The sequence below is a fragment of the Candidatus Albibeggiatoa sp. nov. BB20 genome (genome assembly GCA_016744725.1).
In the GTDB taxonomy this organism is placed as follows: Bacteria; Pseudomonadota; Gammaproteobacteria; order Beggiatoales; family Beggiatoaceae; genus Albibeggiatoa.
On record JADGDW010000027.1, the window covers coordinates 1 to 23830 of the forward strand.

At 38.1% G+C, this 23830-nt stretch carries 18 protein-coding genes; 10 read left to right on the forward strand and 8 right to left on the reverse strand.

Features of this window, described 5'->3' with window-relative positions:
- The 5 genes from ABXH34_RS04890 to ABXH34_RS04910 all read right to left on the reverse strand — a co-directional run.
- A partial coding sequence (locus ABXH34_RS04890) for an SAV_2336 N-terminal domain-related protein (protein ID WP_353570747.1) occupies positions 1-2137 on the reverse strand: 2137 nt, incomplete at its 3' end.
- Positions 2138-2154: 17 nt separating this feature from the next.
- A complete protein-coding gene (locus ABXH34_RS04895) occupies positions 2155-2619 on the reverse strand; it encodes a DUF29 domain-containing protein (RefSeq protein ID WP_353570748.1) in 465 nt (154 codons plus the stop codon).
- Between the two features lie 40 nt (positions 2620-2659).
- A complete protein-coding gene (locus tag ABXH34_RS04900) occupies positions 2660-3625 on the reverse strand; it encodes an AAA family ATPase (protein WP_353570749.1) in 966 nt (321 codons plus the stop codon).
- 3 nt (positions 3626-3628) lie between these two features.
- Entirely contained in the window at positions 3629-5071 is a 1443-nt protein-coding gene (locus tag ABXH34_RS04905) for a VMAP-C domain-containing protein (RefSeq protein WP_353570750.1), read from the reverse strand.
- Between the two features lie 10 nt (positions 5072-5081).
- A complete protein-coding gene (locus tag ABXH34_RS04910; protein ID WP_353570751.1) occupies positions 5082-5468 on the reverse strand; it encodes a hypothetical protein in 387 nt (128 codons plus the stop codon).
- Positions 5469-6199: 731 nt separating this feature from the next.
- Between ABXH34_RS04910 and ABXH34_RS04915 the strand changes: the two genes are divergently transcribed.
- Entirely contained in the window at positions 6200-8608 is a 2409-nt protein-coding gene (locus ABXH34_RS04915; RefSeq protein ID WP_353570752.1) for a hypothetical protein, read from the forward strand.
- Between the two features lie 47 nt (positions 8609-8655).
- On the opposite strand, the gene ABXH34_RS04920 is transcribed toward ABXH34_RS04915, so the two are convergent.
- The 3 genes from ABXH34_RS04920 to ABXH34_RS04930 form a co-directional block, all read right to left on the reverse strand.
- Positions 8656-9183, reverse strand: a complete 528-nt coding sequence (locus ABXH34_RS04920) for a DUF2919 family protein (RefSeq protein WP_353570753.1) — start codon at positions 9181-9183, stop codon at positions 8656-8658.
- A 2-nt stretch (positions 9184-9185) separates the two neighbouring features.
- Complete coding sequence (ilvA, locus tag ABXH34_RS04925) at positions 9186-10700, reverse strand: threonine ammonia-lyase, biosynthetic (RefSeq protein WP_353570754.1); 1515 nt, start codon at positions 10698-10700, stop codon at positions 9186-9188.
- Between the two features lie 242 nt (positions 10701-10942).
- Positions 10943-11452: a retropepsin-like aspartic protease family protein gene (locus tag ABXH34_RS04930; protein WP_353570755.1), complete on the reverse strand. Its 510-nt coding sequence runs from the start codon at positions 11450-11452 to the stop codon at positions 10943-10945.
- A gap of 86 nt (positions 11453-11538) precedes the next feature.
- Between ABXH34_RS04930 and ABXH34_RS04935 the strand changes: the two genes are divergently transcribed.
- From ABXH34_RS04935 to ABXH34_RS04975, 9 genes are all read left to right on the forward strand, one after another.
- Positions 11539-11814, forward strand: a complete 276-nt coding sequence (locus ABXH34_RS04935; RefSeq protein ID WP_353570756.1) for a septum formation initiator family protein — start codon at positions 11539-11541, stop codon at positions 11812-11814.
- Entirely contained in the window at positions 11807-12508 is a 702-nt protein-coding gene (gene ispD / locus ABXH34_RS04940; RefSeq protein ID WP_353570757.1) for a 2-C-methyl-D-erythritol 4-phosphate cytidylyltransferase, read from the forward strand. Before ABXH34_RS04935 ends, ispD begins: the two co-directional genes overlap by 8 nt.
- A complete protein-coding gene (ispF, locus tag ABXH34_RS04945) occupies positions 12498-12977 on the forward strand; it encodes a 2-C-methyl-D-erythritol 2,4-cyclodiphosphate synthase (RefSeq protein ID WP_353570758.1) in 480 nt (159 codons plus the stop codon). The genes ispD and ispF overlap by 11 nt, the downstream gene beginning before the upstream one ends.
- A gap of 29 nt (positions 12978-13006) precedes the next feature.
- Complete coding sequence (locus ABXH34_RS04950; RefSeq protein WP_353570759.1) at positions 13007-13828, forward strand: hypothetical protein; 822 nt, start codon at positions 13007-13009, stop codon at positions 13826-13828.
- Between the two features lie 153 nt (positions 13829-13981).
- Entirely contained in the window at positions 13982-15673 is a 1692-nt protein-coding gene (locus tag ABXH34_RS04955; RefSeq protein ID WP_353570760.1) for an NAD(P)-binding protein, read from the forward strand.
- A gap of 552 nt (positions 15674-16225) precedes the next feature.
- Positions 16226-18856 (forward strand): S8 family peptidase, encoded by a 2631-nt coding sequence (locus tag ABXH34_RS04960; RefSeq protein WP_353570761.1) that lies wholly within the window; start codon positions 16226-16228, stop codon positions 18854-18856.
- 347 nt (positions 18857-19203) lie between these two features.
- On the forward strand, positions 19204-20730 hold the full coding sequence (gene ppx / locus ABXH34_RS04965) for an exopolyphosphatase (protein WP_353570762.1): 1527 nt from the start codon (positions 19204-19206) through the stop codon (positions 20728-20730).
- 265 nt (positions 20731-20995) lie between these two features.
- Positions 20996-22165: a porin gene (locus ABXH34_RS04970; RefSeq protein ID WP_353570763.1), complete on the forward strand. Its 1170-nt coding sequence runs from the start codon at positions 20996-20998 to the stop codon at positions 22163-22165.
- Between the two features lie 459 nt (positions 22166-22624).
- The gene (locus tag ABXH34_RS04975; RefSeq protein ID WP_353570764.1) at positions 22625-23827 is read left to right on the forward strand and encodes a type II secretion system F family protein; all 1203 of its coding nucleotides are present in this window, start codon (positions 22625-22627) and stop codon (positions 23825-23827) included.
- Positions 23828-23830: the final 3 nt, after the last annotated feature.

Genomic DNA, 23830 nt, shown 5'->3' on the forward strand with positions numbered 1-23830 from the left:
GAGTATTTGGAAAGTCTCTCCATGAGTGAAATATGCTTTGTAGTATATCTTCACGACCAAAAAAATTTTTACACGTTACAGGTTCACTAGAAAAAAAGGGTATTTCATTAGCAACAACCCGAAATACATAATTGTCACTAGAAGCTTCTGGCCGTTGCTCTTCAAATAAGTGTAAACGCTTTGTTTGGCTCGCTAATAAAAATTTAGATGGGTTATCATAAGTTTCTTCTAATACCCATTCTTTACTTTCTGAAAGAGTTCTGATTTTTCCTGTTTTTATTGCGTAATTCCATTGTTTTTCTGTTGGAAGTGAGAAGCCTAATAATTTTGCGAAAGATTGGGCAACATAAGCATTAATACCAAGCAAATTCATTCCAAATAGTAAATTAAATCTTTGAATATTAATAGATATCGTACTAATAAAATATGTTTCACCTAAGCTTAACTCAATTTTTATAAATTTAACTGTTTTTACAAAAGCTATCCTAATTTTTTGCAAAACAACTTTATTATTTGTTATTTGTAAACGTTTAGCTGAAATAGCATACTCCCCACCAAGCTGCTCCAGAACCTTCCCACTAATTTCAGCAAACTTATGATGTTTTTCATCAATTGGCATACCTTCAAACGCATTTGGATTAGCCAAAACCGCTTGGAAATCTAAAGGACAACCCCAATGCTGCGCTAAATATTTTGAAACCGCTTTCAACACATCAACCGAATCAGGCAACAATGCCGACTCCAATAACAAATCACGCACACCATCATGAAACTCATACTCAATATATTCATGCTGTTCTGAACGCTTAATCAAACCGCTTAAAAAAATCTCTGCCAAATGCACCTGCCGAGACTGTGGCAACATCACACGCTGCACCAACCGCATTACATCCAAACACAAAGGCGCGGCTGCTAAATATTCTGCCAACTCCTGTGCCATCGGCGATGCAAGTGCATAAAACCGTTGCAAACGCTGCTCAGCCGTCACACTACGCGCAACCTGTTTCTGCTCAGAACTAATCCCCTCAACAAATGCCTTTTGCTCTGCTGCGGTCTGAAACACCACCCCAGAAATCCAAGCATCCGCCTTACCCATTAAACTCCGCGCCCAAAACTGCAAAGACTCAGGTTCTAAAGTTATCACAGGCATTTTCATACCATTTGGCTGATGCTCAATCCAATCATCATCAATCACCCATTTGGTATTCGGCAAACTCGGTGCAGCCGCATGAAGATAAGTCCGCATCGTCTCGCCCAAACCGCAATTTGTCCACAAACGCTGAGGCAACATCTGCACAATCGCCACAGGATTAGTCTTACCCCAAACATCAAAAAACGCAGCAATCTTACCTGAATACCACGCAGGCGAAGCACAATCACTGGCAATTAAGATCACCTGTCGTCCACGTGGGTCAATCAACTCTTTAGTCTGACAAACCCGTGAACCAGAATACAATCGTACTTTGAGCTGTTTATCCTGACTATCCTTCATTGGCTGCTCATAACGAAATGCAAAACGCCGTATATGACGAAACGCGGCATGTCGCTGTAACAAGCTGTACCACTCATTCATGGTTTTTTGCCAAACCCGCATTGATGCACTTTCATCCACCACCAACACCACATCAAACCAAGGTTCAGTCAGATTTTTTAAAATAGGCAACCAAATGCCTTGTTCCGCAATAAACTGTACCGTTGCATCCTCATCTAAAACGTCGCGTCGACCCGATTGTGTTTTATGAATCAAAGGACGTAATGCACGCTCTAAAAGTAATACATCAGGCAACATCGTGGTGGCGGGAACTCTAATCGATTCACCAAGATTTGAACCTGTCGAAGAAGGTAATGTAATAGGATAAGTTGTTGAGATTTCAGTTTGATTTGGGTCGATTGGGTCAGATTTGTCTTTTTTAGAATTTGAATTATCATCAGATGATTCTTGAGGTGGGATAGGGTCTTTTATTTCTTCTGGCAATGCAGATTGTGTTTCGTCTTGTTCTATAATTTCAGATGGATTTGATTCTGTTGCATCGACATAAGGCTTCATTTGCATCGCAAACCATAACGCATCTGCCAACTCTTCGGCAGTCGGTTCAATACCATTTTTATGTAAGGCGTTGATGAAGTTTGTTAACATGATTAGTTTAAGCAAACCTATTCTGGTGTAGGATAAAAATCACTATCCAATAATTGTTCAATTGTATAAGGGCAAACTTGAGGAAAGTGAGATAAACCCGTTTCCTTTTTGGCTAAAGATACTGCCTTTGGATAAGCGCGAATTAAGGCATCAGCTAAATAATTTTTTAAACTTGGATAATTGTCTAATTGCTCTTGAATATGATAACGCTGCTCAATGATAGATGTTTTCCAACTTTTACCCGTAAATTCTGTCCATTTTTCAGATAATTGATTAAGTTGAAATTGCCATTTTAATAAATGGGTTAATAATATCACCAAATGACTCACCAATTCATTACGATCACGCTTCGCCAAACCTTCCAATTCCTCAATTAAATGTTCAACATCCACAGCTTGCCACTGTCTTGCTTTAAGTAAATCAATATGTTGGCTTACCCAACTTTCAAAGTTAGTATCATATTCTTGCTTTAAAACAGTCATTGGTTTTCTCTATATTTTGATTGTATAGCTCACGATAAGCTTAATCATCCATTTCAGACAGTGATTTTAATAAGGTATCTTTTAGATTATCTGACGGGTTAATATCCTTCAATGCCAAATAAACTGCATTTAATAATTGGTCAGTTGCAAGTTGTTTTTTTTCTGTATTACGTCGCTTTATGAATTCTTGAATTAACGCCTCTATTTTTGTTTTATATTTTGTTTCATATTCAGGCAATTTCCCAAGATGCGATTTGACAATTTCATCCAGCTTGGTTTTATTAGGTGGGAGCATGTTTAATTGCAAACAACGACGTAAAAAAGCAGGTGGAAATTCACGCTCTCCGTTGCTGGTCATAATGACAAGAGGAAATTGATTGTTACACAAGATGCGACCACGTTTAATCTCTACTTTTTGCTCATTATCTGATGTGCTGTCATGAGTAAAAATAGATTGGGTTTCTTGTTTTAAGCGTTCCAACTCAGGGATGATAAATTCACCTTCTTCAAAGATATGTAGTAAATTATTAGGCAAATCAATGTCACTTTTGTCAATTTCATCAATTAGCAATACTCTTAAACTTTCTGAGGCGAATGCTGTACCTAATGCACCCAAACGCAAATATTTGCTAATATCAGGTGGTTCATTGCAGCCTTTTTTCAACAAAGACGTATCTTGTAACCGTCCAATCGCATCGTAACTATATAAACTATCTTGTAATTTAGTTTGAGTGGTAATTGACCAGCGTAATACCTCACCTAAACCCAATTCATGCGCAACAGAATACGCCAATGATGTTTTACCAACCCCCGGCTTGCCAGTGATTAATAACGGTCGACGCAAATACAATGCTGCATTGACTAATTCAATCTCATGCTCACTAGGTTTGAAATTTTCACCTCTGCCTTTTTTAGCCTCTTTACTCAAATCACGCCAAGGTGGTGGCGGTGGTAAATCAATAAGAGCTTTTGAACCTTGGTATATTTTCCAGTCATTACTTGGCATAAGTTATCCTATATAATCCAAATCATTTTGAGATTGTAGTTGATGAAATGTTTCTGTTTTGAGTAGTGGTAATGTATCAGCATCATCCCAGAGCAGGGAAAAATCACCAAGTTTCGTCTCATCACTATCATCCCATAATTCATTTCTTTTTTGCCAAATGAGTTCTGGTAAGAATTTCAATTCTTTGTCTAATATTTCCTGTTCATCTAAAAAATATTCCTTATCAGTTTTTCTAAACCACAATATGATTGGAAATCCCTTTTTTATCAATTTAAATAAAACGTTATTTTCTGGCTTAGAAGGAAATATTAGACAAATAACACCAGAACTGTGCAAATCTAAGTAAGGCATTTTTTCAATTTTATCTATCCATATTAGGCTATTTGTTGAAGCAATTTGAAATTTTCTTTGTTCAGTATCCCAGCAACAATTTTCAGGAATTGATTGTAATTTTTCTTTATGCCGATTCCAAAAAAGACAGCAGTTATGTAAAAAACCAGTATTCTCTAAACGATCTAAGGAACGAATAATAACTTTGTAATTTATACCAATAGGATCATCAAATTGCGAGATTTTACAATATTCTATATCGTGGTTAAGCAAATGCTTTGGGAGGAAAAATTCAATAGTAAGACGTTCTATAGCGACTCTTATTACAGAATTCATTTGATGCAAGCTTAATATTTTTTGAATGGTATTAGGAAGGTTTTCAAGAGATGTATTCGTTTCATGAATTATTTTATTATCAACCCATGCCACAAGACCGTAATTTTTAGTATTTTCTCCGCCATATAGTGCAATTTGCAAACATGGCACAGTATTTTTTAAAGGTTTTTGTTGTTGGTTATAGTCTGATATTTCTAAATTATCTGATTTCTTAAATATTTTGGGTATTGTATTGAGCTTGTCTTGTTTTAAATACTTTGCTCTCATAGTTTCAATATGATTAAAGGCATTCTCATAATCAAAATTTTGATTAGATTGGAGATAATTGTAAAAAAAACCACTAAATTGTTGCCCACTATAATCACTTATGTATGATTCCATACCAATAACATAATCAATGTGTTTTGATATAAATTTGGCAGATTCAGTAGAGTCGCAAGCACTTAAATATACACATTCAACATATTGCGAAAATTTTTGGAATGTATCAGCTAATTCTTCATTTGATACAATATGTCTTTTAGCATCTTCATATTGCCTAAATACCAAGCCTTCTTTTTGACCATGCCCAATAAAATGAACGATGTTAGGTTTGAATTTAGATAAACTATCATATAGCTCATAGTACGTTGATATACATCCAATAATTTTATTTGGAGCGACTATTGATAACTTATTGTGTTGCGCAACAACCGTACTAATTTCCTTTAATTCAGGAGTTTCGTTTATACTGGGTTTATCTTTAGGATTTGCAAAACATATCAAAATTTTCTTAGACATAACTGCAACTCTAATTGTTTTTCTGGCAAAAATCCTTTAAGCCTAATTTAAAAATATATAACAATACAGGAATTAATAAAAGTGTGGGTTGCCCAGTACTCGCAAGCAAATAGCCCAAGGCAATATCAAGTGCTTTATCAAATGGTTTATCTATAAAATTAGCCTCAAACTCAGGATTACAGATAACAGTACGAAAACTACCAAGAAACTTCTCAAAATCCTCACCATCAGAAGCACCTCGATGGAATGAATCATCTTCAACTGTAAAGATAATTTCCATTGCTTCGGATAAATTCCCATCACAATTATCAATATAACCTAAAGCATCCATAGCATCTTGATTATCCGCAAATACGTCACGAAACTGTGCAATGTCTTCCTGAGTCACTGTAATCATTTTTTTGATAATCCCTGTTGTAAATAATGTTAACTATTAGAAGGTAATTTAATTATTTACTTGTGTGGGTTTAAAAAAGTAAATTTTGCAAAAAATAACCCTATATTTAGTTAATGCAAGGCTTTTAGAGAGAGTCAGTTTAGCAGGCGTGTTGAGAATAGCCAAGGTAAGTGAAAGGTAGCTATAAGGTGAAGTCAAACACGAGGTGGATATTAAAAAAAAGCCTCATCACCAATAAAGACAAATGAGGCCAAAGAGAGAGAAAGAATATAGCGGACTAAACGACTAAATAAGGTGCAAATAAACCATTGAATTCATTAACAGATATATCTTGCAAGCAGGTTTGATCTGCACATAATTCTAATTTATTAACAAATAAACGCATAGTTGAGTTGTGTTTAAAAAACTCAGTATCTTGTCTTATATATAATTTATTATTAATGATAATTATAACTTTATTTTATACTAAAACTGATAGTAAAATCAAGATTTGGTTTAAAATGTTTTTGTGAAAACTTAAATCTTAGTTTGCAGCATTTTCTTCTACATTTTCCTGCATTTATTTTAGTATTTATACGGTATTTTCACAGTATAAAATGATACCATTATCTTATTTTTTACGTTTCATTCTTTATAAAAGCAAGGGATAAAATATGCTGCTTAAAAGCTGTAGTCAAAAGTCTGTCATACAAAGCCTGATGCATTGGCTTGGATGGGTCATGCTGTTCTGTGTGACTCCAGTTAATGCGCAAACCTGCCTTGAAGTTCAACATTACTCTGATGATGATAGTAATATTTGTAGCTGTGTTTGGAATAATAGTACACCTGAATCGCTTGATACATACGATGTTGGGGTATTACATGTTACTGATCCATCTGATTTTGAAAATGTATATGATGGAGTTGCACAATCTTTACTGGAGGGTGAGTACTTTCCCATTGCGGGTGATTTATTAAGTTCAACTAACAGTGTTCAGTCAGAAAAGTCGTTTACATACTATAGAGAATGGGATGTTGATAGTAAGATAATGTATATTTATCAACAACCTATAGTTGACAGCTCAAACCATGTGACTGAATCAAGAATACATTATCAATATTTATACAAAGATAACCCAAAAGGCATGGTAGTTCCAGGTGTTATTGCTCCTCATAACTCTATAGCCTTAGGGCGATTTGAGACTTATATCTTTAAAAACCCAACTGAAGAAAATGAATATTTTTCATGTACCACTGATGAATTAGGCTACTTCATTTCTGCCAACCCAGAACTTTTGTATCTTGAAAAAGATAGCAGCTTATCAGATGATACAAATGATGATAGCACTTTCTCTCACTCTGGGTATAGTTGCAATAGAGTGACTTATGAGTCTCCAGCTAATGATACATATTATCCAGCAAATAGATGTTCTTGTGAATTTACAACGGATGATAACGCTATAGACGTTTATGATATTGGCTTGTTTTTTGGTGAATCACAGAGTAATTTTTCTGGTTTTTTTGATAATGCTGTTCATCTATTATATGAAGAGTATTCACCTGTTACTGGGGATATTTACGTAGAGTATGAGGATAATATACAACCTAGACAGCAATTTGAGCGATATAATGAACAAGGTGAGATCATTGAAATTTTTACTCATCAAACTCCGATTGTAAGTGACTTGTTTTACTATCTGATTGAGCCTAAACAATCAAGAGTACAAATTCAAAGATATGACCAGAATGGAGATATGACTGAAGACGATATTCATCAGATAGCATCACTAACTTTAGAACCTAATGCAACTTATATTTTCAAATCCCCTTCTAAAAATAACGAATTCTTTTCATGTGATACAAATGAAGAGGGTTATTTCATTTCTGCCAATCAGCCTTTTACTATAGAAATTGAAGAAGAAGTTGAAAATGATGACAGCGACGATGGCTCAGATTCAAACTCTGGAAATGACAACAGTGGTGATGATTCAGGTTCAAACTCTGGGAATGATGACAGCGGTGATGACTCAGGTTCAAACTCTGGGAATGATGACAGCGGTGATGATTCAGGTTCAAACTCTGAAAATGATGACAGCGATGATGGCTCAGATTCAAACTCTGAAAATGATGACAGCAATGATGATTCAGGTTCTGTCTCTGAAGATAATGCTCAACAACCCACCAAAATATCTACACCACAATCTGACTATTACTTACTTTCTGTAACGGGTTCTCAAGCTCATGTCCGTTCAACTCCAAGTGGTATTGATTGTGGCTATGGCTCCGGTACTTGTAAAAAATTATTTAAACGTGGCACAACTGTCAAGCTAGAAGCAATTGAAATCTCAACCGCTAGCGGATTTTCTCAAGATGACTACACGATTGAATGGAGTGGTAATGACCGTGGTTGTAAAAAACAAATTGTCAATATGAAAGACCATGTTAACTGTATGGTTAAAGTCTATGGCAAACAGGGTATAGATTATTCTGACAACGACAATAGCCAAGCAGCTGATAGCTCAACTGATAACAATACAGTAACCAATCAATTACAGCTTTTAAACTTCAGTGGTCATAGCACACTTCCTGGTGGTTCTAAAAACTTGATGTTAGGCTTTATCCTCAAAGGTGATGGCACGGCTGATTTAACTTTTCATGCTGACATTTTGGAACAAGGCATATTACCTGAATTAGAGCTTAACGAAGTGCTAACTAATCAAGAAGGCATTTACGGCAAACTATTGCAACGCCAACAACAAGCCAATAATTTTACTTTTAATCGAACGATTGAAGCAGGCACTTATACCATTTTGATGAATTCAAAGGCTGAAAAAGGTCGTGGTATGGCAGGTGTCAGTTTAGGAAATACAACGCTAGATATGGCAAATATCAGTGTTCGTGGTTATTTGAAAGATGTGCTCGTCATGAACTTTATTGTCAGTGGAAAAGGCACACAAAAAGTCATAGTCAATAGCCATATTTTATCAGGTCAAGTCTCAACTGAACTACATTTACTCAACCTTTCGACTCAACAAGCTATTACGGCTAATCCTGTTGCAAATGGGTTAGAAGTTGAAATCGTTGAAGGAGTTTATGCTGTTATCTTGAAGGTTGTGGAAGGTGAGGGCATTGGCATGATTGCAATTGATTTAGTCAAATAACCTGATAACAAAGCCCCAGCCAAGCTGGGGCATTTTAAAAAACAGATTTACTTCTTATTCTTTCTTGCTCTTGCCGCTTTCTCACTATAATTGGGGAATTCGGCAAACACATCTTTAACCCGTTGGGCTCTAAATAAATACAATGCGACCATCACATCTAAATACACAAGTCCTAATGTATATTCATTCATTGGCTTAATACCTAAAAATAAATAAACACTAAAAAATAGCAATTCTAAGCCAACACTCGCTAATAGCAAAATACGTCCATTACGCCAAATTTTACGATATAAACTACCATCTTCAATAAAAGGCAAACGCCGTCCCATCGCGCCAAATACCAACATAGCAGGAATACAGGAAATTAATAACTCCGTTGTTGTCACATAATGAGCAAAATTAATTAACATATCCGCCATATCTTTCATGCGCATTTTGGGCAATAACGCCAGCACAGGGATAAAAGCCAGAAAGAAATGTTTTAATAAGTAAATAACAGTAAGTCTTAAAGTGAAGGGTACTTTCAATACATTGTACTTATTGAAATCTTCAAAGGAATATTTGATTTTATACATAATTAATTCAAAAATAGTTGATAGGCAGGGTTATTAGATTCTTCCCAATAAGTGTACCCTAAACGAGTTAAAAACGCATGAAACGCATCCAATTCCGTCTCAGGTACTTGAATTCCAACCAAAACACGTCCATAAGCTGCGCCATGATTTCGGTAATGAAATAAACTGATATTCCACTTTTGGCTCATACTGGTGAGAAAATGTAATAATGCGCCGGGGCGTTCGGGAAATTCAAATCGGTATAAACGTTCATCAGTTAAATTTGCTGCATGACCGCCCACCATGTGCCGTACATGAGATTTGGCTATTTCATTATCACTTAAATCGATCACAGCATAATCTTTTTCCGTGAGCTTTTTGATTAAACGCTGTTTCTCTTCCAATCCATCCGACAAACGAATACCTGCAAACACAACTGCCTGTGCATTATCCGCATAACGATAGTTAAACTCAGTGATGCTGCGTTGCCCAATCGTATGACAAAATTGGCGGAAACTACCGGGACATTCAGGAATTTTTACTGCAAGTAAGCTTTCACGTTGTTCACCGACTTCTGTGCGTTCATTCACATAACCTAAACGATCAAAATTCATATTTGCACCGCTGGCAATCGTAACCAGATTTTTATCCTGACACTGTTCACGTGCAACATACTGTTTTAAACCAGCCAAAGCCAATGCGCCTGCGGGTTCGGTAATAGTGCGGGTGTCTTCAAAAATATCTTTAATCGCAGCACAAATTTCATCGGTTGAAACCAGTAACACTTCATCCACCGTTTGCTTAGCAATTTCAAAGGGTAATGCGCCAATTTGTCGAACCGCGACCCCATCAGCAAAAATCCCCACTTGATCTAAAATCACCCGTTCATTCGCTTGCAAAGCCTCATATAAACATGCTGCTTCAATAGGTTCAACGCCGATGATTTTGATTTCTGGACGTAAATATTTCACATACGCGGCCACACCTGCAATTAAGCCACCACCACCGACAGGAATAAAAATCGCCTCTAAGTCTTTGGTATGCTGTTGCAAAATCTCCATGCCCACTGTGCCTTGACCTGCAATCACATCCTCATCATCATAAGGCGGAATATAAGTTAAGCCTTGTTCTATCATTAATTGCTGAGCATATTTGCTGGCATCATCAAAAGTTGTGCCGTGTAAAATAACTTCTGCACCACGATGTTTTACCGAAATCACTTTAATTTCAGGCGTGGTTTTAGGCATCACAATCACTGCGCGAATACCCAGTTTTGCAGCAGACAAGGCCACCCCTTGAGCATGATTTCCCGCCGATGCTGCAATCACGCCTTTTTGTAAAATATCAGGTGGCAAGTTAGCAATTTTGTTATACGCGCCGCGAATTTTAAATGAAAACACAGGCTGCATATCTTCACGCTTTATCCAAATTTGATTGTTTAAACGGCGTGATAAATGGCTGGCAAAATCAAGACGGGTCTTATCTGCAACATCATATACACGGGATTGCAGAATTTTTTTCGTATAGTTGGTTAGCATTATGAATCTATATTCGGTGATTTTTTAGTAAATAGTTGAGGGGCTTACATGCCATTCTGTCGCATTGCAAGGCTAAGAGCAACAACTATAGATGTTAATTGATAACGGCAATAATTAAGCAAAAACAAACTATTACTACAGTTTGATAAAACTTGAATCTGAGTCATAATCTCCAACTCACCCGTATTAAATTCAACGAACATCTATCGATTAAATTGACGACAATGCTAACAGATTATTGATTACAAACGCAAAATTAAAATTTCACCTTTTTGTATCATTTCCAAATGCTTTAAGAAGCTCATACCCAGCAACACTTCATCATCATCCATGTGTGGATTGATATTCGCTCGCACATCATTCAGTTCAATTAAGCCTAAACTGACACTATCCAAGCGCGTACCATATACGGTAATCGTGCCGTTTGCAGTACCCACTTGCATCGGTACACCCCGTTTTAAACCGATTTTATTTGCCACTCGTTCAGGAATTGCCACATCAGTTGCACCCGTATCGAGTAAAAAGGTCACGCTATGGCCATTGATTGTACCTGTGGCCACATAATGCCCATGATGACCACGTTGCAAAATCACTTCACGTTGTCCTACACTATTTTGATAAGTTTCAGCATTTTTATTCGGATTATACTTATTGTCCAAAAAGCCACCAAAAATCAAAGTTAACATGGCAATGATGATGACCCAAGCTGCGACAATCATGCCTGTGCCTATCTTTTGCGCTGGTTCGCTCATAACACAATACCGCTTTTTTAGATAAGAATGTAATGATAATATAATGCCACTTTTAAACAAGAGTACAAGTTTTTAGTTCAACTCTTATGCTACAAAAAATTCTACTACTCGGCTTAGTTTTATCACTAGCCCATTTACAATACCAACTTTGGTTAGGTCAAAGCAGTTATCAAAATTGGCAAACCATGCAACAACAATTAGCCCAACAGCAAGCCATTAACAAGCAATTACAACAACGCAATCGAGCTTTGATCGTTGAAGTCAAAGATTTAAAACATGGCTTAACTGTGATTGAGGAATATGCACGGATGGAATTAGGTTTAATCAAACAAGGTGAGGTGTTTTATCAAATCGTTGAATAATTACTGGGCAGTCGTTCCTGCTGCGGGCGTGGGTAAACGCATGGGCAGTGATTGCCCCAAACAATATTTATCACTACAAGCCAAACCCATTATTCAACATACGTTGGAACGTTTGGCCGCCACCCAAGTTAAAGGTATCGTGATTGCGCTATCTGCGACTGATCCATATTGGGATGAATTGCAGTTAGATTTGCCTGTACCTTTGATCCGAGTGGAAGGCGGTGCAGAACGATTTCATTCTGTATTAAATGGATTACGTCATTTACAGCAACATGCTCAGCCTGATGATTGGGTTTTAGTGCATGATGCCGCGCGACCTTGTGTGCGAGTGGAAGACATACAGCACTTAATGCACAGTCTCGCAGAACATCCCGTGGGTGGTTTATTGGCCTTGCCTGTACGCGATACCATGAAACGTTCTGACCATGATAATGTAATTACAGAAACTGTTAGTCGCGAACAATTATGGCACGCATTGACCCCACAAATGTTCCGTTTGCAAGCGTTGACTGAAGCATTAGAAGCCGTATTAGCCCAACAGAAAATGGTGACAGATGATGCGCAGGCGATTGAGTTAATGGGTCAACAACCTGTTCTTATTGCAGGTCATGCCGACAATATCAAAGTTACCCATCCACAAGATTTACAATTAGCAGCACTCTTTTTAACTCAGCAGGCACAACATGAAAGTTAAAACTGGACTTGGACAAGATAGCCATCGTTTTGAAGCACAAAAAACTGATAAACAGCTCGTTTTAGGCGGGGTTGTGTTTGAAAATGAACACGCTTTACTGGGTAATAGTGATGCGGATGTGGTTTTGCACGCGATTGCTAACGGGATTTCAGGGATTACAGGAGTGAATATTTTGGGGAAAATCAGTGATGATTTATGCTTAAAACAGGGTATTGCTGATAGTAAAGTGTATGTGCAAGAGGCATTGAACTATTTAAACGACTGGGAAATTTGCCATATATCTTGTAGCTTAGAATGTAAAAAACCGAAAATCACCCCGAAAATTCCTGAAATGAAACAAAGTATTGCGCAATTGTTAGGTTTGATGGTAGATGATGTGGGCATTACTGCGACCACTGGCGAAGGCTTAACAGATTTTGGGCGCGGCGAAGGGATTCAAGTATTGTGCATTGTGACGGCGGTTAAATAATTACCATTTTTATATTACTGAGCATCTCAATGAGCAAAATTAACTGGCATCGCACTTTTGGCTTAACTTTAACCGATTTTTTTCTCGGTTCTAATTTTGAAGTGGTGTTAGAGAAAGAACTGACAGCAAAAAAACAATTTCTCGATGTGGTGATTATTAAGCGTGCTGAAGGCAAAGCATTGACTGAATATCCCGAAGGATTTGAAGCATTATCTGAACATAACTTGTTAACCTATAAATCGATTCAAGAACCTTTGAATGAATGGGCAATTGATGAATTGATCGGACACTATGTTAATTATCGCAAACAAGAAAGTGCTTCACTTAAAAAATTAATGCCCAAACACGACATTAAACTGTTTGCAGTCTGCACCCGATATCCGAGCAATTTACAACAGCAAGGGCTAAAATTAGAGCAACAACAAGCAGGTGTATTTCACCTTATTTACGGTAGCCATCAAATTAAACTGCTGGTATTAAGCAAAATGCCAAGAAAACAGCGTAATGCGATATGGCAATTGTTTAGTGGTAATGGCGAAGGTTTTGTCTACGGGGGTAACAATTATGATTGGCACTCAAAACAAGACAAAGCTATACTTAATCAACTCTATGAATTTTATAAGCAAAAAGGAGCAGTTATGCCTTATACAATGGAAGATTTCAAACATGATTATGTGAGTGAAAATCTACATGTACTTTCACCTGACGAGGTATTAAAGCGGTATTCATCTGATGAAGTATTAAAACGATATTCGTCTGATGAAAGATTAGAAGGCTTATCAATCGATGAAATTTTGCAGAAATTACCCGCAGAAAAAATTGAGGCTTTTTTAAAAAATTCGAAAAAATAGGCCAATGCCATTAAGAGTCACTGGATTTTTACATTTATTCAGATCACCATGGTTAAATCAAATATCCTCAATTCCCTGTGTTACAATGCAAAGACATTAAAAATATAAAAAACAATATGTAAAACCCTGAATACAGCCATTGGAGGATAACAAATGCTAGTGCTTACACGCGCAGGTTATGCTTTACCGGGGACATCGCTTAATTTCAAAACAGGCACATGGCGAGTACAAAAACCGCTGCATCATCATCGTAGCGCACCTTGTCACACGGCCTGTCCTGCTGGTGAAAACGCCCAAGCCTATATCGCTGACATCCAAGCGGGTCATAGTCAAACTGCTTGGGAAACCCTCGTTAAAATAAACCCTTTACCTGCTATTACTGGACGCGTCTGTCCACATTTCTGTGAATCTGCCTGTAATCGTGGCGGCTTGGATGAACCAATTTCAATTCATGCGATTGAACGTTCTTTAGGTGAACAAGCCATTGAGAATAATTGGGCATATCCTGTTAACCCTGTTGCTAAAAATGCCCCTGAAATTGCCGTGATTGGTGCAGGGCCTGCGGGCTTGACTGCAGCTTATCATTTGGCTCGCTTGGGCTATCGTTCCACCATTTTTGATGATAGAACCGAACCTGGAGGTACATTGCGCACGGCATTGCCGCCTTATCGTTTGCCACGCAACCTGTTAGATTCTGAAATCGAACGAGTATTAGCGATTGATGGGATTAATTTTCAGCCGCATACTCGTTTAGGTCGTGATGTGCAATTGCGTGAATTACAAGCAGATTATCCTGCCGTATTTTTAGGCGTTGGTGCACAGCAAAGTCAAGAATGGAATATTGATGGTGTTGTGCCCCATGATTTGCATTCAGGTTTGGATTTATTAAAAGAATGGGTTGATATTGGTAGCGTGCCAACGCCGAAGAGTGTTGCGATTGTCGGCGCGGGTAATACGGCTGTTGATATGGCGCGAGTGATGAAACGGGCAGGCGTTGCCGAAGTGCATATTATTTCACATAAACCGATTCCAAAACCGGGGATTCCGCAATCTGAAGCAATGCCAGCCATTCCGCGTGAAGTGGAAGAAGCGTTAGAAGAAGGCGTAATTATTCATGAATATCGTGGTATTCGGCGTTTAATTCTGCGTGGTGAACGAGTGATAGGTGTTGAGCTGGTTCACATGAAAAAAATGAAGCAAGAGAATGGACGTTTAAAACGGGTTGCTTTTGCAGGCACAGAGACGATTTTAAATGTCGATCAGGTGATTCCCGCCGTTGGGCAAGTGATTGATCCGTATGGGATGGAGAAAATTGCAGGTATTAGTTCGTTTTTACCTACTGACCACTGGGGACAGATTGAAGGTCATGCGGGTGTGTATGGTGGTGGTGATGCAGGTGGTCAAGCAGGTACAGTGACGGCTGCGATTGGTGATGGACGACGGGCTGCGATTGCCATTGATAAACAAATCCGTGGTGAAGCATTACCCGAAATTAAACAAGAACAACCGATTGCATTTGATGCCTTGAATTTACATTATTACGAGCCTGCGGCACGAATGCAGGAAACGGCCTTGCCTGTTGAACAACGTACTGGTGAAGAAGAAATTATCTCAGGTTTAAGTACCTCTGAAATGATAAAAGAAGCTGCGCGTTGTTTTTCCTGTGGTAATTGCTTGGCTTGTGATAATTGCTGGACCTTGTGCCCTGATTCCGCTGTGTTGAAAACCAAAGACCTTGCCAGTGATGGCAGTCATTATGTGTTTGATTATGATTATTGTAAGGGCTGTGGTTTGTGTGCCAGTGAATGCCCTTGCGGCTATATCGAAATGCAGGACGAGCTATAGTTTTTAATTTGTTTTTTTAAATCTTAGAGGCTGGCGATTTTTAGTAAAGATTGCTGGCCTTTTTTTAAATTGAGTGATGTGAGTCTCCTCAGTACAGAACTTCTGCACTCAACAAAAATTAAGGGTATATGTCATTTTATCTAGGCAATATAAATCTTGATCTCCTTTAATTTCGGCTCAGGTATAGTCATTTTATTCTAAAGTGATACAGGACTGGCAGTCCTAGATTTTGAAATTGATTGATATTTAAAGTGTAAAAGGACTGCCAGTCCCATAAACCGAAATTGACTATATATTAAATACGTGTCTACTTTGAACTACTTCATATTCTTCAGCTTCTCCAAATAGATGACCACAACAATGACAACTGTTTGGCAGATGCACTTCTACTTTATCTATTTCTTCTGCTGGTTCTAGGCTCTTGCCTTAAAGTTATCACAACTCTGTGCTCACAATAGAATCCTTGCACATCCAAATAGAATCACTTTACATTGTGAAATACAGTCGGTATAAAGATTTATAGATTTTTTACGACTAATGGAATCTAACACTATGCTTGTTAAACGTCTTTGGTTTTACTTAATAATATTGTTTACTCTTGCCGCATGTGGCAGTAGTGATGATAGCTCCTCGTCATCATCTAATAACAACAACACAACAACGCCACCTGTTGCCCAAACCCATACCCTCGTGGGTAAAATTGTCGCAGCCAGCAATACCGCAACCGACAGCGATGTCAATGATGTCAATGCGTTAAATAATACTAATAATGACTTTGAGTCAGCTCAGCCTATTCCTAACCCCGTGATTTTAGGTGGTTATGTCAATCGTCCGGGATCAGGTAATACTGGTAACTCACGTAACAATGGGGATATTGATGATTATTTTCGAGCTTCATTGCAACAAGGACAAATTTTAAATTTATTTGTTGCCAACGATGATTTAGCAGTTAATGATTTGGATTTAGGCTTATTAGATAGTGCGGGTAATATTTTAAATGCGTCAGTTGGTGAAGGTGCAACGGAAAGTATTACTGTGCCCGCGGATGGTTCTTATTTTATTCAAGTTCATGCCCATCTCGGTGCATCAAATTATGTGTTAAATATTGGTCAAGCATTACAGCAAACTAGCTTAAGCATCATACCTCGTTTAACTGATAATATTGTCGAAGGTGATGTATTAGTTGAATTCCAGCCTGATGATGAACAGTTGACTTATCAAGCGTTGAATGCGTTAAGCAGCCTTGGCTTAAGTTCTCAGCGTGTTAATACTGAGCGCCGTAGTCGTTATCAGTTTGATGTTGAAAATACCCTGTCAGCACAACAATTTAATCGTCCTAATGGATGTATTACTACAGACTTTGGTGCAACTGAAATCCCAGATGAATTAAAAGCCAAATTCAGTACCTTGATGTTGGCAAAATGCTTAAGTCGCCGTGATGATATTTTAGCTGCAACCCCAAACTACATATTATCTGCCCAAGCAACTCCAAATGATTCGTTTTATCGTTATCAATGGAACTATCAAATGATGAATTTGCCACAAGCATGGGATACTACTGTGGGTAGTTCGTCGGTGATTGTTGCTGTGATTGATACAGGTGTGTTACTGCGCCATCCTGATTTGCAAGGTAAATTTGCTCAAGGCTATGATTTTATTTCTGATACCAGTGTTTCAATCGATGGCGATGGGATTGACTCTAACCCTGATGACCCCGGTGACCAAAGTGTCGGTGGCAGTAGTTTCCATGGAACTCATGTTGCGGGCGTTGTTGGTGCGTTGAGTAATAATAATGAAGGGATTGCAGGTGTGGGCTGGCAAACTAAGATTATGCCTTTACGAGTATTAGGCAAAAATGGTAACGGTAGTGATTATAGCGTTGAACAAGCCATTCGTTATGCCATTGGTATTGATAATGATTCAGGCTCAATTCCGGGGCGCACGGCACACATCATCAATTTGAGTTTAGGTGGGCCTAGTATTTCCTCACGTTTCCAAGCAGTAATCCAACAAGCACGAAATGCAGGTGTATTCATTGTTGCTGCGGCAGGTAATGATAATTCCCGTACACCATATTATCCAGCGTCATTGCCGGGGGTAATTTCAGTTGCCGCTGTTGATATGAGCCGTAAAAAAGCGTCTTATTCTAACTATAATGAATTTGTAGATATTGCTGCTCCAGGTGGTGATAACACGCCCGACATCAATGGTGATGGTGTACCTGATGGCATTATCAGTACAATTGGTGATGACAGCACAGGCCAAATTAAATTTGAGTATTACTCTCTCGTAGGTACTTCAATGGCCACTCCACATGTTGCTGGTGTTATTTCATTGATGAAGGCGGCGAATCCAGATTTAACGCCTGAAAACGTAGACAATTTAATCAGCAGTGGTGCGATTACATCTGATATTGGTACAGAAGGGCGTGATAGCAGTTTTGGTTATGGTTTGCTTGATGCGAATAAAGCAGTATTAGCAGCTGCCCAATTTGGACAAGATGATACTGGTGTGCAAGCTGATCCTGTTTTGGTCGTCACACCACAATCACTAAACTTTGGTTCAAGCTCAACTACTGCAACCTTAAGCATAGGCAATGGTGGTAATGGCACATTACGAATTTTAGATATTTCAGATGATGCCAGCGGTTATGTTACTGTCAATGGCTTTGGTTTAGGTGAATATGAAATTAGAGTCAATCGTAGTGGTTTAGAGTCTGGTACTTATAGTGCAATCATCAAAATCAGTAGTAGTGTTAATACCATCAATATTCCTGTGATCTGGCAAGTCAATAATGACGATCCAAGTACCCAATCAGGTGATGGTGGTCATCATTATATTTTATTGATTGATACTGATTCGCAAGAAACGGTTAAACAGACTTCAGCCTCGGCTCTGGACGGCATCTATGATTTTCGTTTTACCAACATCTTAACGGGTAATTACCAAGTGGTTGCAGGTACTGATGCGAATAATAATAATGTAATTTGTGAACCGGGTGAAGCGTGTGGTGCATATTTAACCCTATCCCGACCCAGTAATATTAATGTTGATGATAGTTATTCGGGTGTTGATTTTAGCACTGGATTTAATGTGAACTTCTCTACTCAATCGGTTGGTTCAACAGGTCAATCTCAAGGTTATCAATTGTTACCTTCAGATTTAAAACAGGTCGCTCAGTAATATTATTTCACTCTCAGACAGCAGATTGTTTGGGAGTGATTTCAAAAAACATCGTCTTATTTGCCTATCTGGATGATGCTTAAAGCTTCAGCTTTGGACTCCTGTCTATTATTATCGCACTTTGCGGAAATGCGTTATCAGAGTCTGATTTAATGGTTAAAATTTTAGGTTCTGGCTTTATTGTCACGGATTTAACTCAATCTGCTATTCATTACTTAAGCCTCTTATTTTTTAATCAAACCCATACCTAACTTAAACTATCTCAGTCATTTTGCAAGAAACAACGCTAGCATTCTGTGTATTGCTTCATTATTATTAGCGCGTTACGGATGAGTGGAAATAACATAATGTATATTTTACCCAATTTTTTTCAACAACCTCCTGACACGGAAGTGGTTGCGGCTGTAGATTTAGGCTCAAATAGTTTTCACATGATTGTTGCGCGTTTTAAAGATGGGCAAATTCATGTATTAGATAGACTTAAAGAAATGGTGCGCTTAGGTGGAGGCCTAGATAAGTACAATTATCTTTCAGAAGAGTCTCAGCAACGTGCTTTAGACTGCTTAGCTCGATTTGGACAACGCTTACATGACATGCCCGTAGATAGTGTGCGTATTGTTGGTACAAATGTATTTCGAGCTGCGGTGAATGCGCAAGGATTTTTACAACAAGCAGAACAAGTGCTTAATCACCCGATTGAAATTGTCTCTGGTCGGGAAGAAGCCCGTTTAATTTACTTGGGTGTGGCGCATACACTGGCTTCCACAGATGAAAAAACCTTAGTCGTTGATATCGGTGGTGGCAGTACCGAATTTATTATTGGGCAGAAATTTGACACGCTTGAACGTGAAAGTTTAAACATGGGTTGTGTCAGTATGACCCAGCGTTACTTTTATAATGGCGAAATTAAAGCAAAGCCCATGCGCCGTGCTGAAATTCATGCTCAACAAGAATTACAAGTAATCAAATATCGTTTTAAAGAACTAGGCTGGGATATGGCGATTGGTGCAGCGGGTACATTGCGTTCTGTTGAACGGGTCATCCGTGAGATGGGTTGGGACAATAAAATTTCGCGCCAAGGCTTACAACATTTAAAAGCGGCATTGCTTGAGGCCGAGCATGTAGACAATTTAAAACTAAAAGGACTTAGTACGCGTCGTACCCCAGTTTTTGCTGGTGGTGTTGCAATTATTTCGGGGATTTTCGATGCACTCAATTTAGAATCGATGAAAGCTTCTGATAGTGCATTGCGTGAAGGGGTGGTCTTAGACTTACTTGGGCGTATTACTCGTGAAGATGCACGTGATACAACGATTCAAAATCTCATCTCACGTTATTCAGTCGATAGCCAACAAGCAGCTCGAGTTGAAAATACAGCTTTGGCCTTTTTATCTCAGATTGCTGAGGACTGGCATTTGAATAAACAAGAAGATTATGCCGCCATGTTAAGTTGGGGCGCACGTTTACATGAAATTGGTCTAAGTATCGCTCATGATAGCTACCATAAACATGGTGAATATTTAATCACTTATTCAGATTTAGCGGGTTTCTCTCGCCAAGAACAAGTCTTTTTAGCAACTTTAGTTCGTTCGCATCGTCGCCGCTTCCCTACTACAGAGGCTTGTGAAACATGCAGCCCATCAGAAAAGGCAAAATTACAACGCTTGTGCATTCTGTTGCGTTTGGCTGTACTCGTGCACAGAAGTCGTACCCCTATCGACCAAATGCCAGAAATAGTGTTGCAAACAACAGACAGTGGTATTAAAGTGCAATTTCCGCCACAATGGCTAGAAACACACCCTTTAACTCATGCTGATTTAGAGCAAGAGCGGGAATATCTTAAAGATATACAATTAGTTTTAGATTTTGAATGATTGTATGTAGCACTTTGTTATAAAATGGTGTATCATTTTAACAACAAATGTTGAGTTGTGGTTTTTTTGCAGACAAACTGTTGCATTTTGTTTCGCGCTAGGTTATGGTTTGCAAGTCAATAGACAATACAAATGACTTGATAAATTTGTCTGTATCGAATTACGTTAATGAATTATTAAGATTCTTTGTTGTGTAAGTGCAACAGGGAATAAAGTTTTAAGCTTAGGCTTCAATCATTTTTTAAATTTTAAACGGAGAAACTTTATGAATCGCAAAGTTCTTGTTCTTGCTGTGGCAACTGCTTTTGCAGCACCTATGGCAGCAACTGCTGACGTAAAATTATCTGGTAATATCCAAGGCGAATATAACTACGCTGAAGTGGGCAACTACGACCGCGAAAGTTATACTAATGATGGCGTTGGTGCTGGTTTCAATGGTGGTCCTAACCATATTCGTCTTGACTTTGAAGAGTCTTTAGGCGGTGGATTAAAAGCTTACGGTCGTTACACAGCAGCTTTCAGTACTTTTGCTAACAAAGGTTTAGTAAGTGGTCAAGAAACTTACGTTGGTTTGAAAGGCTCAGTTGCTTACTTCCGTTTAGGTAAAATGACTGGCGCATACAAAGCATCTAAAGGTTTAGTTGATCCTTGGGCAGGTACTTCATTACAAGCTCGTGGTACTGGTGGTGGTATGACTGGTAGCACTTACTTAGCTCCTGTTGCATTAAAAGACTGCAGCGGTTGTGCTTATGGTCCTTTAAAAGATCAAATTGATTCGTTAAAAGCAGACCCTAGCATCAATGCTGGTGAATACTTAGTAACATCTAAGCAAACACATTCTCCTTATGGTGCATTCACACATAGCAGCTATGTTGAAAACGTAGTTGAAATTGGTGCTAAATTCGGTGGTTTCTCAGCAAGCCTTCAAGGTGTTGTTGATAAAGGTACTGGCATGGACGGTGCGGGCTTAGTTGAATTAAAATATTCTGCTGAAAACTTCACTATCTTCGCTGCTGGCGCATACACTGATTTAACTAACAACATTACAAACGTTACTAATGATATCACTAGTAGTGACGAAGCAGACGAAGACGATGGCTTCAGTAACTGGAAAATTGGTGCACAAGCTAAATTTGCTGGTTTGAAACTTGGTTTACAATTCGAAGATGCTGAAATGGGTACTATGACTGGTGGTCAAGGCCAATACATTTTAGGTTCTGTCGATTATGGCATCAACAACGTTTCTTTAGCTGCATGGGTTGCAAGCTACTCTGATGATGACTTAGAAGAAGATGACGCATTAAGCTTCGCTATTGGTGCAAAATATAAATTCAGCAAACGTACTATGGCTTATGTTGGCTACCGTCAAACTGACAGTGACAACGACTATCGTGATGAAAATGTATTTACTTTAGGTGTTCGTCACTCTTTCTAATTTGATTTTTCTTAGTTAGATAGATTGATAAAAAGGCCCTTGGGATGAATGTCTCAGGGGCTTTTTGACATTTGTAGAAAGCAAAATATATAATATTGAAATCAAATAACAGATGAAACTAAATAAAGGATCATAATCCATTGTATAGTCAATTCTATCTTAAGTGCGAGGACTGGCAGTCCTGAAATTCTTTAAATATTAATCACTTATTAAAAATAAGGGCTGCTAGTCCTGTATCACTTTAAAGTAAAATTACTATAGAACACGTCTAACAGATAGCAGTACATCAAAATAATGTGGCTTATAAAATCGCTATTCAACAATATTTTTTTATACAATGTGTTTCAATACTCTGAATGCTTTTCTATATTTTTATGCGGAAATAAGCTCTTAGATGCCATATTCTTCAATATGGGTGGGTTATACTATTGGAATCTATCCAAAAATGATGCACTATCCATGTCTCAACAATATTCTTATAAAGCAATGGACAATCATGGCCGTTTGATTCAAGGACAAGTAACAGCAAATAATATCAATGATTTAGAATCTCGTTTAGAACGTATGGGTTTAGATTTAATTCATTATAAAGCCCGTAAATCACGTTCTCAGCGGGTTGGCAAAGTCACTCGACAAGAATTGATTACCTTTTGTTTTCATATGGAACAATTGATACGAGCAGGTGTGCCGATTGTCGAAAGCTTGGAAGATTTACGTGATACTTTGCCCCAATCTCGATTTCGGGAAGTGGTGTCTAGCCTGATTGAGCATATTCAAGGTGGCGAGAATTTGTCCGAAGCCATGGAACATTATCCAGATGTATTTAATCAAGTAATGATGAGTTTGGTGCTGGCAGGCGAACAAAGTGGTAAGTTAAACGTGGTCTTTGCTCATTTAAGTGAAACTCTAAAATGGCATGATGAACTGGTTTCTAAAACCAAAAAATTACTGATGTATCCTGCTTTTATGGGGGCTGCAATTTTTGGTGTCACTTTTTTTATGATGGTTTATCTTGTCCCTGAATTAATCAGTTTTTTTGATTCAATGGATGTGGAATTACCCACTCATACTAAGATGTTAGTTTTGATTTCTAATTTCTTTGTTGATTATTGGTATATCATTTTAGGAATGCCGTTTGCGGTCGTTGCTCTGTTGAAAACCTTGTTGCATTTTAGTTTTAAAGCGCGTTTTATCTTTGACAGAATAAAATTAAAAATCTGGGTTGTCGGACCTATTTTAGAAAAAATTATCTTAGCCCGTTTTGCAACATTCTTTGCATTATTATATGGTTCGGGCATTACGGTATTGGAAAGTTTACGTTTAAGCCAAAAGATGGCAGATAATTTAGTGATTGAAACAGCATTGCAACAAGTGATTGACCAAATTGCGGATGGTGTTGGTATCACTGAAAGTTTCAAGCGGGTGCGTTTATTTCCACCTTTAGTCTTGCGGATGGTGAAAATTGGCGAAGCAACGGGTGAATTGGACAAATCATTATCAAATGTCAGCTATTTTTATGACCGTGAAGTCAAAGAAGGTATTGATAAAATCCAAGCCTTGATTGAACCCACAATGACAGTGATTATGGGATTATTATTAGGCTGGATTATGATGTCTGTTTTGGGGCCGTTATACGATATGATTGGCGACATTCAGATTTAGCTT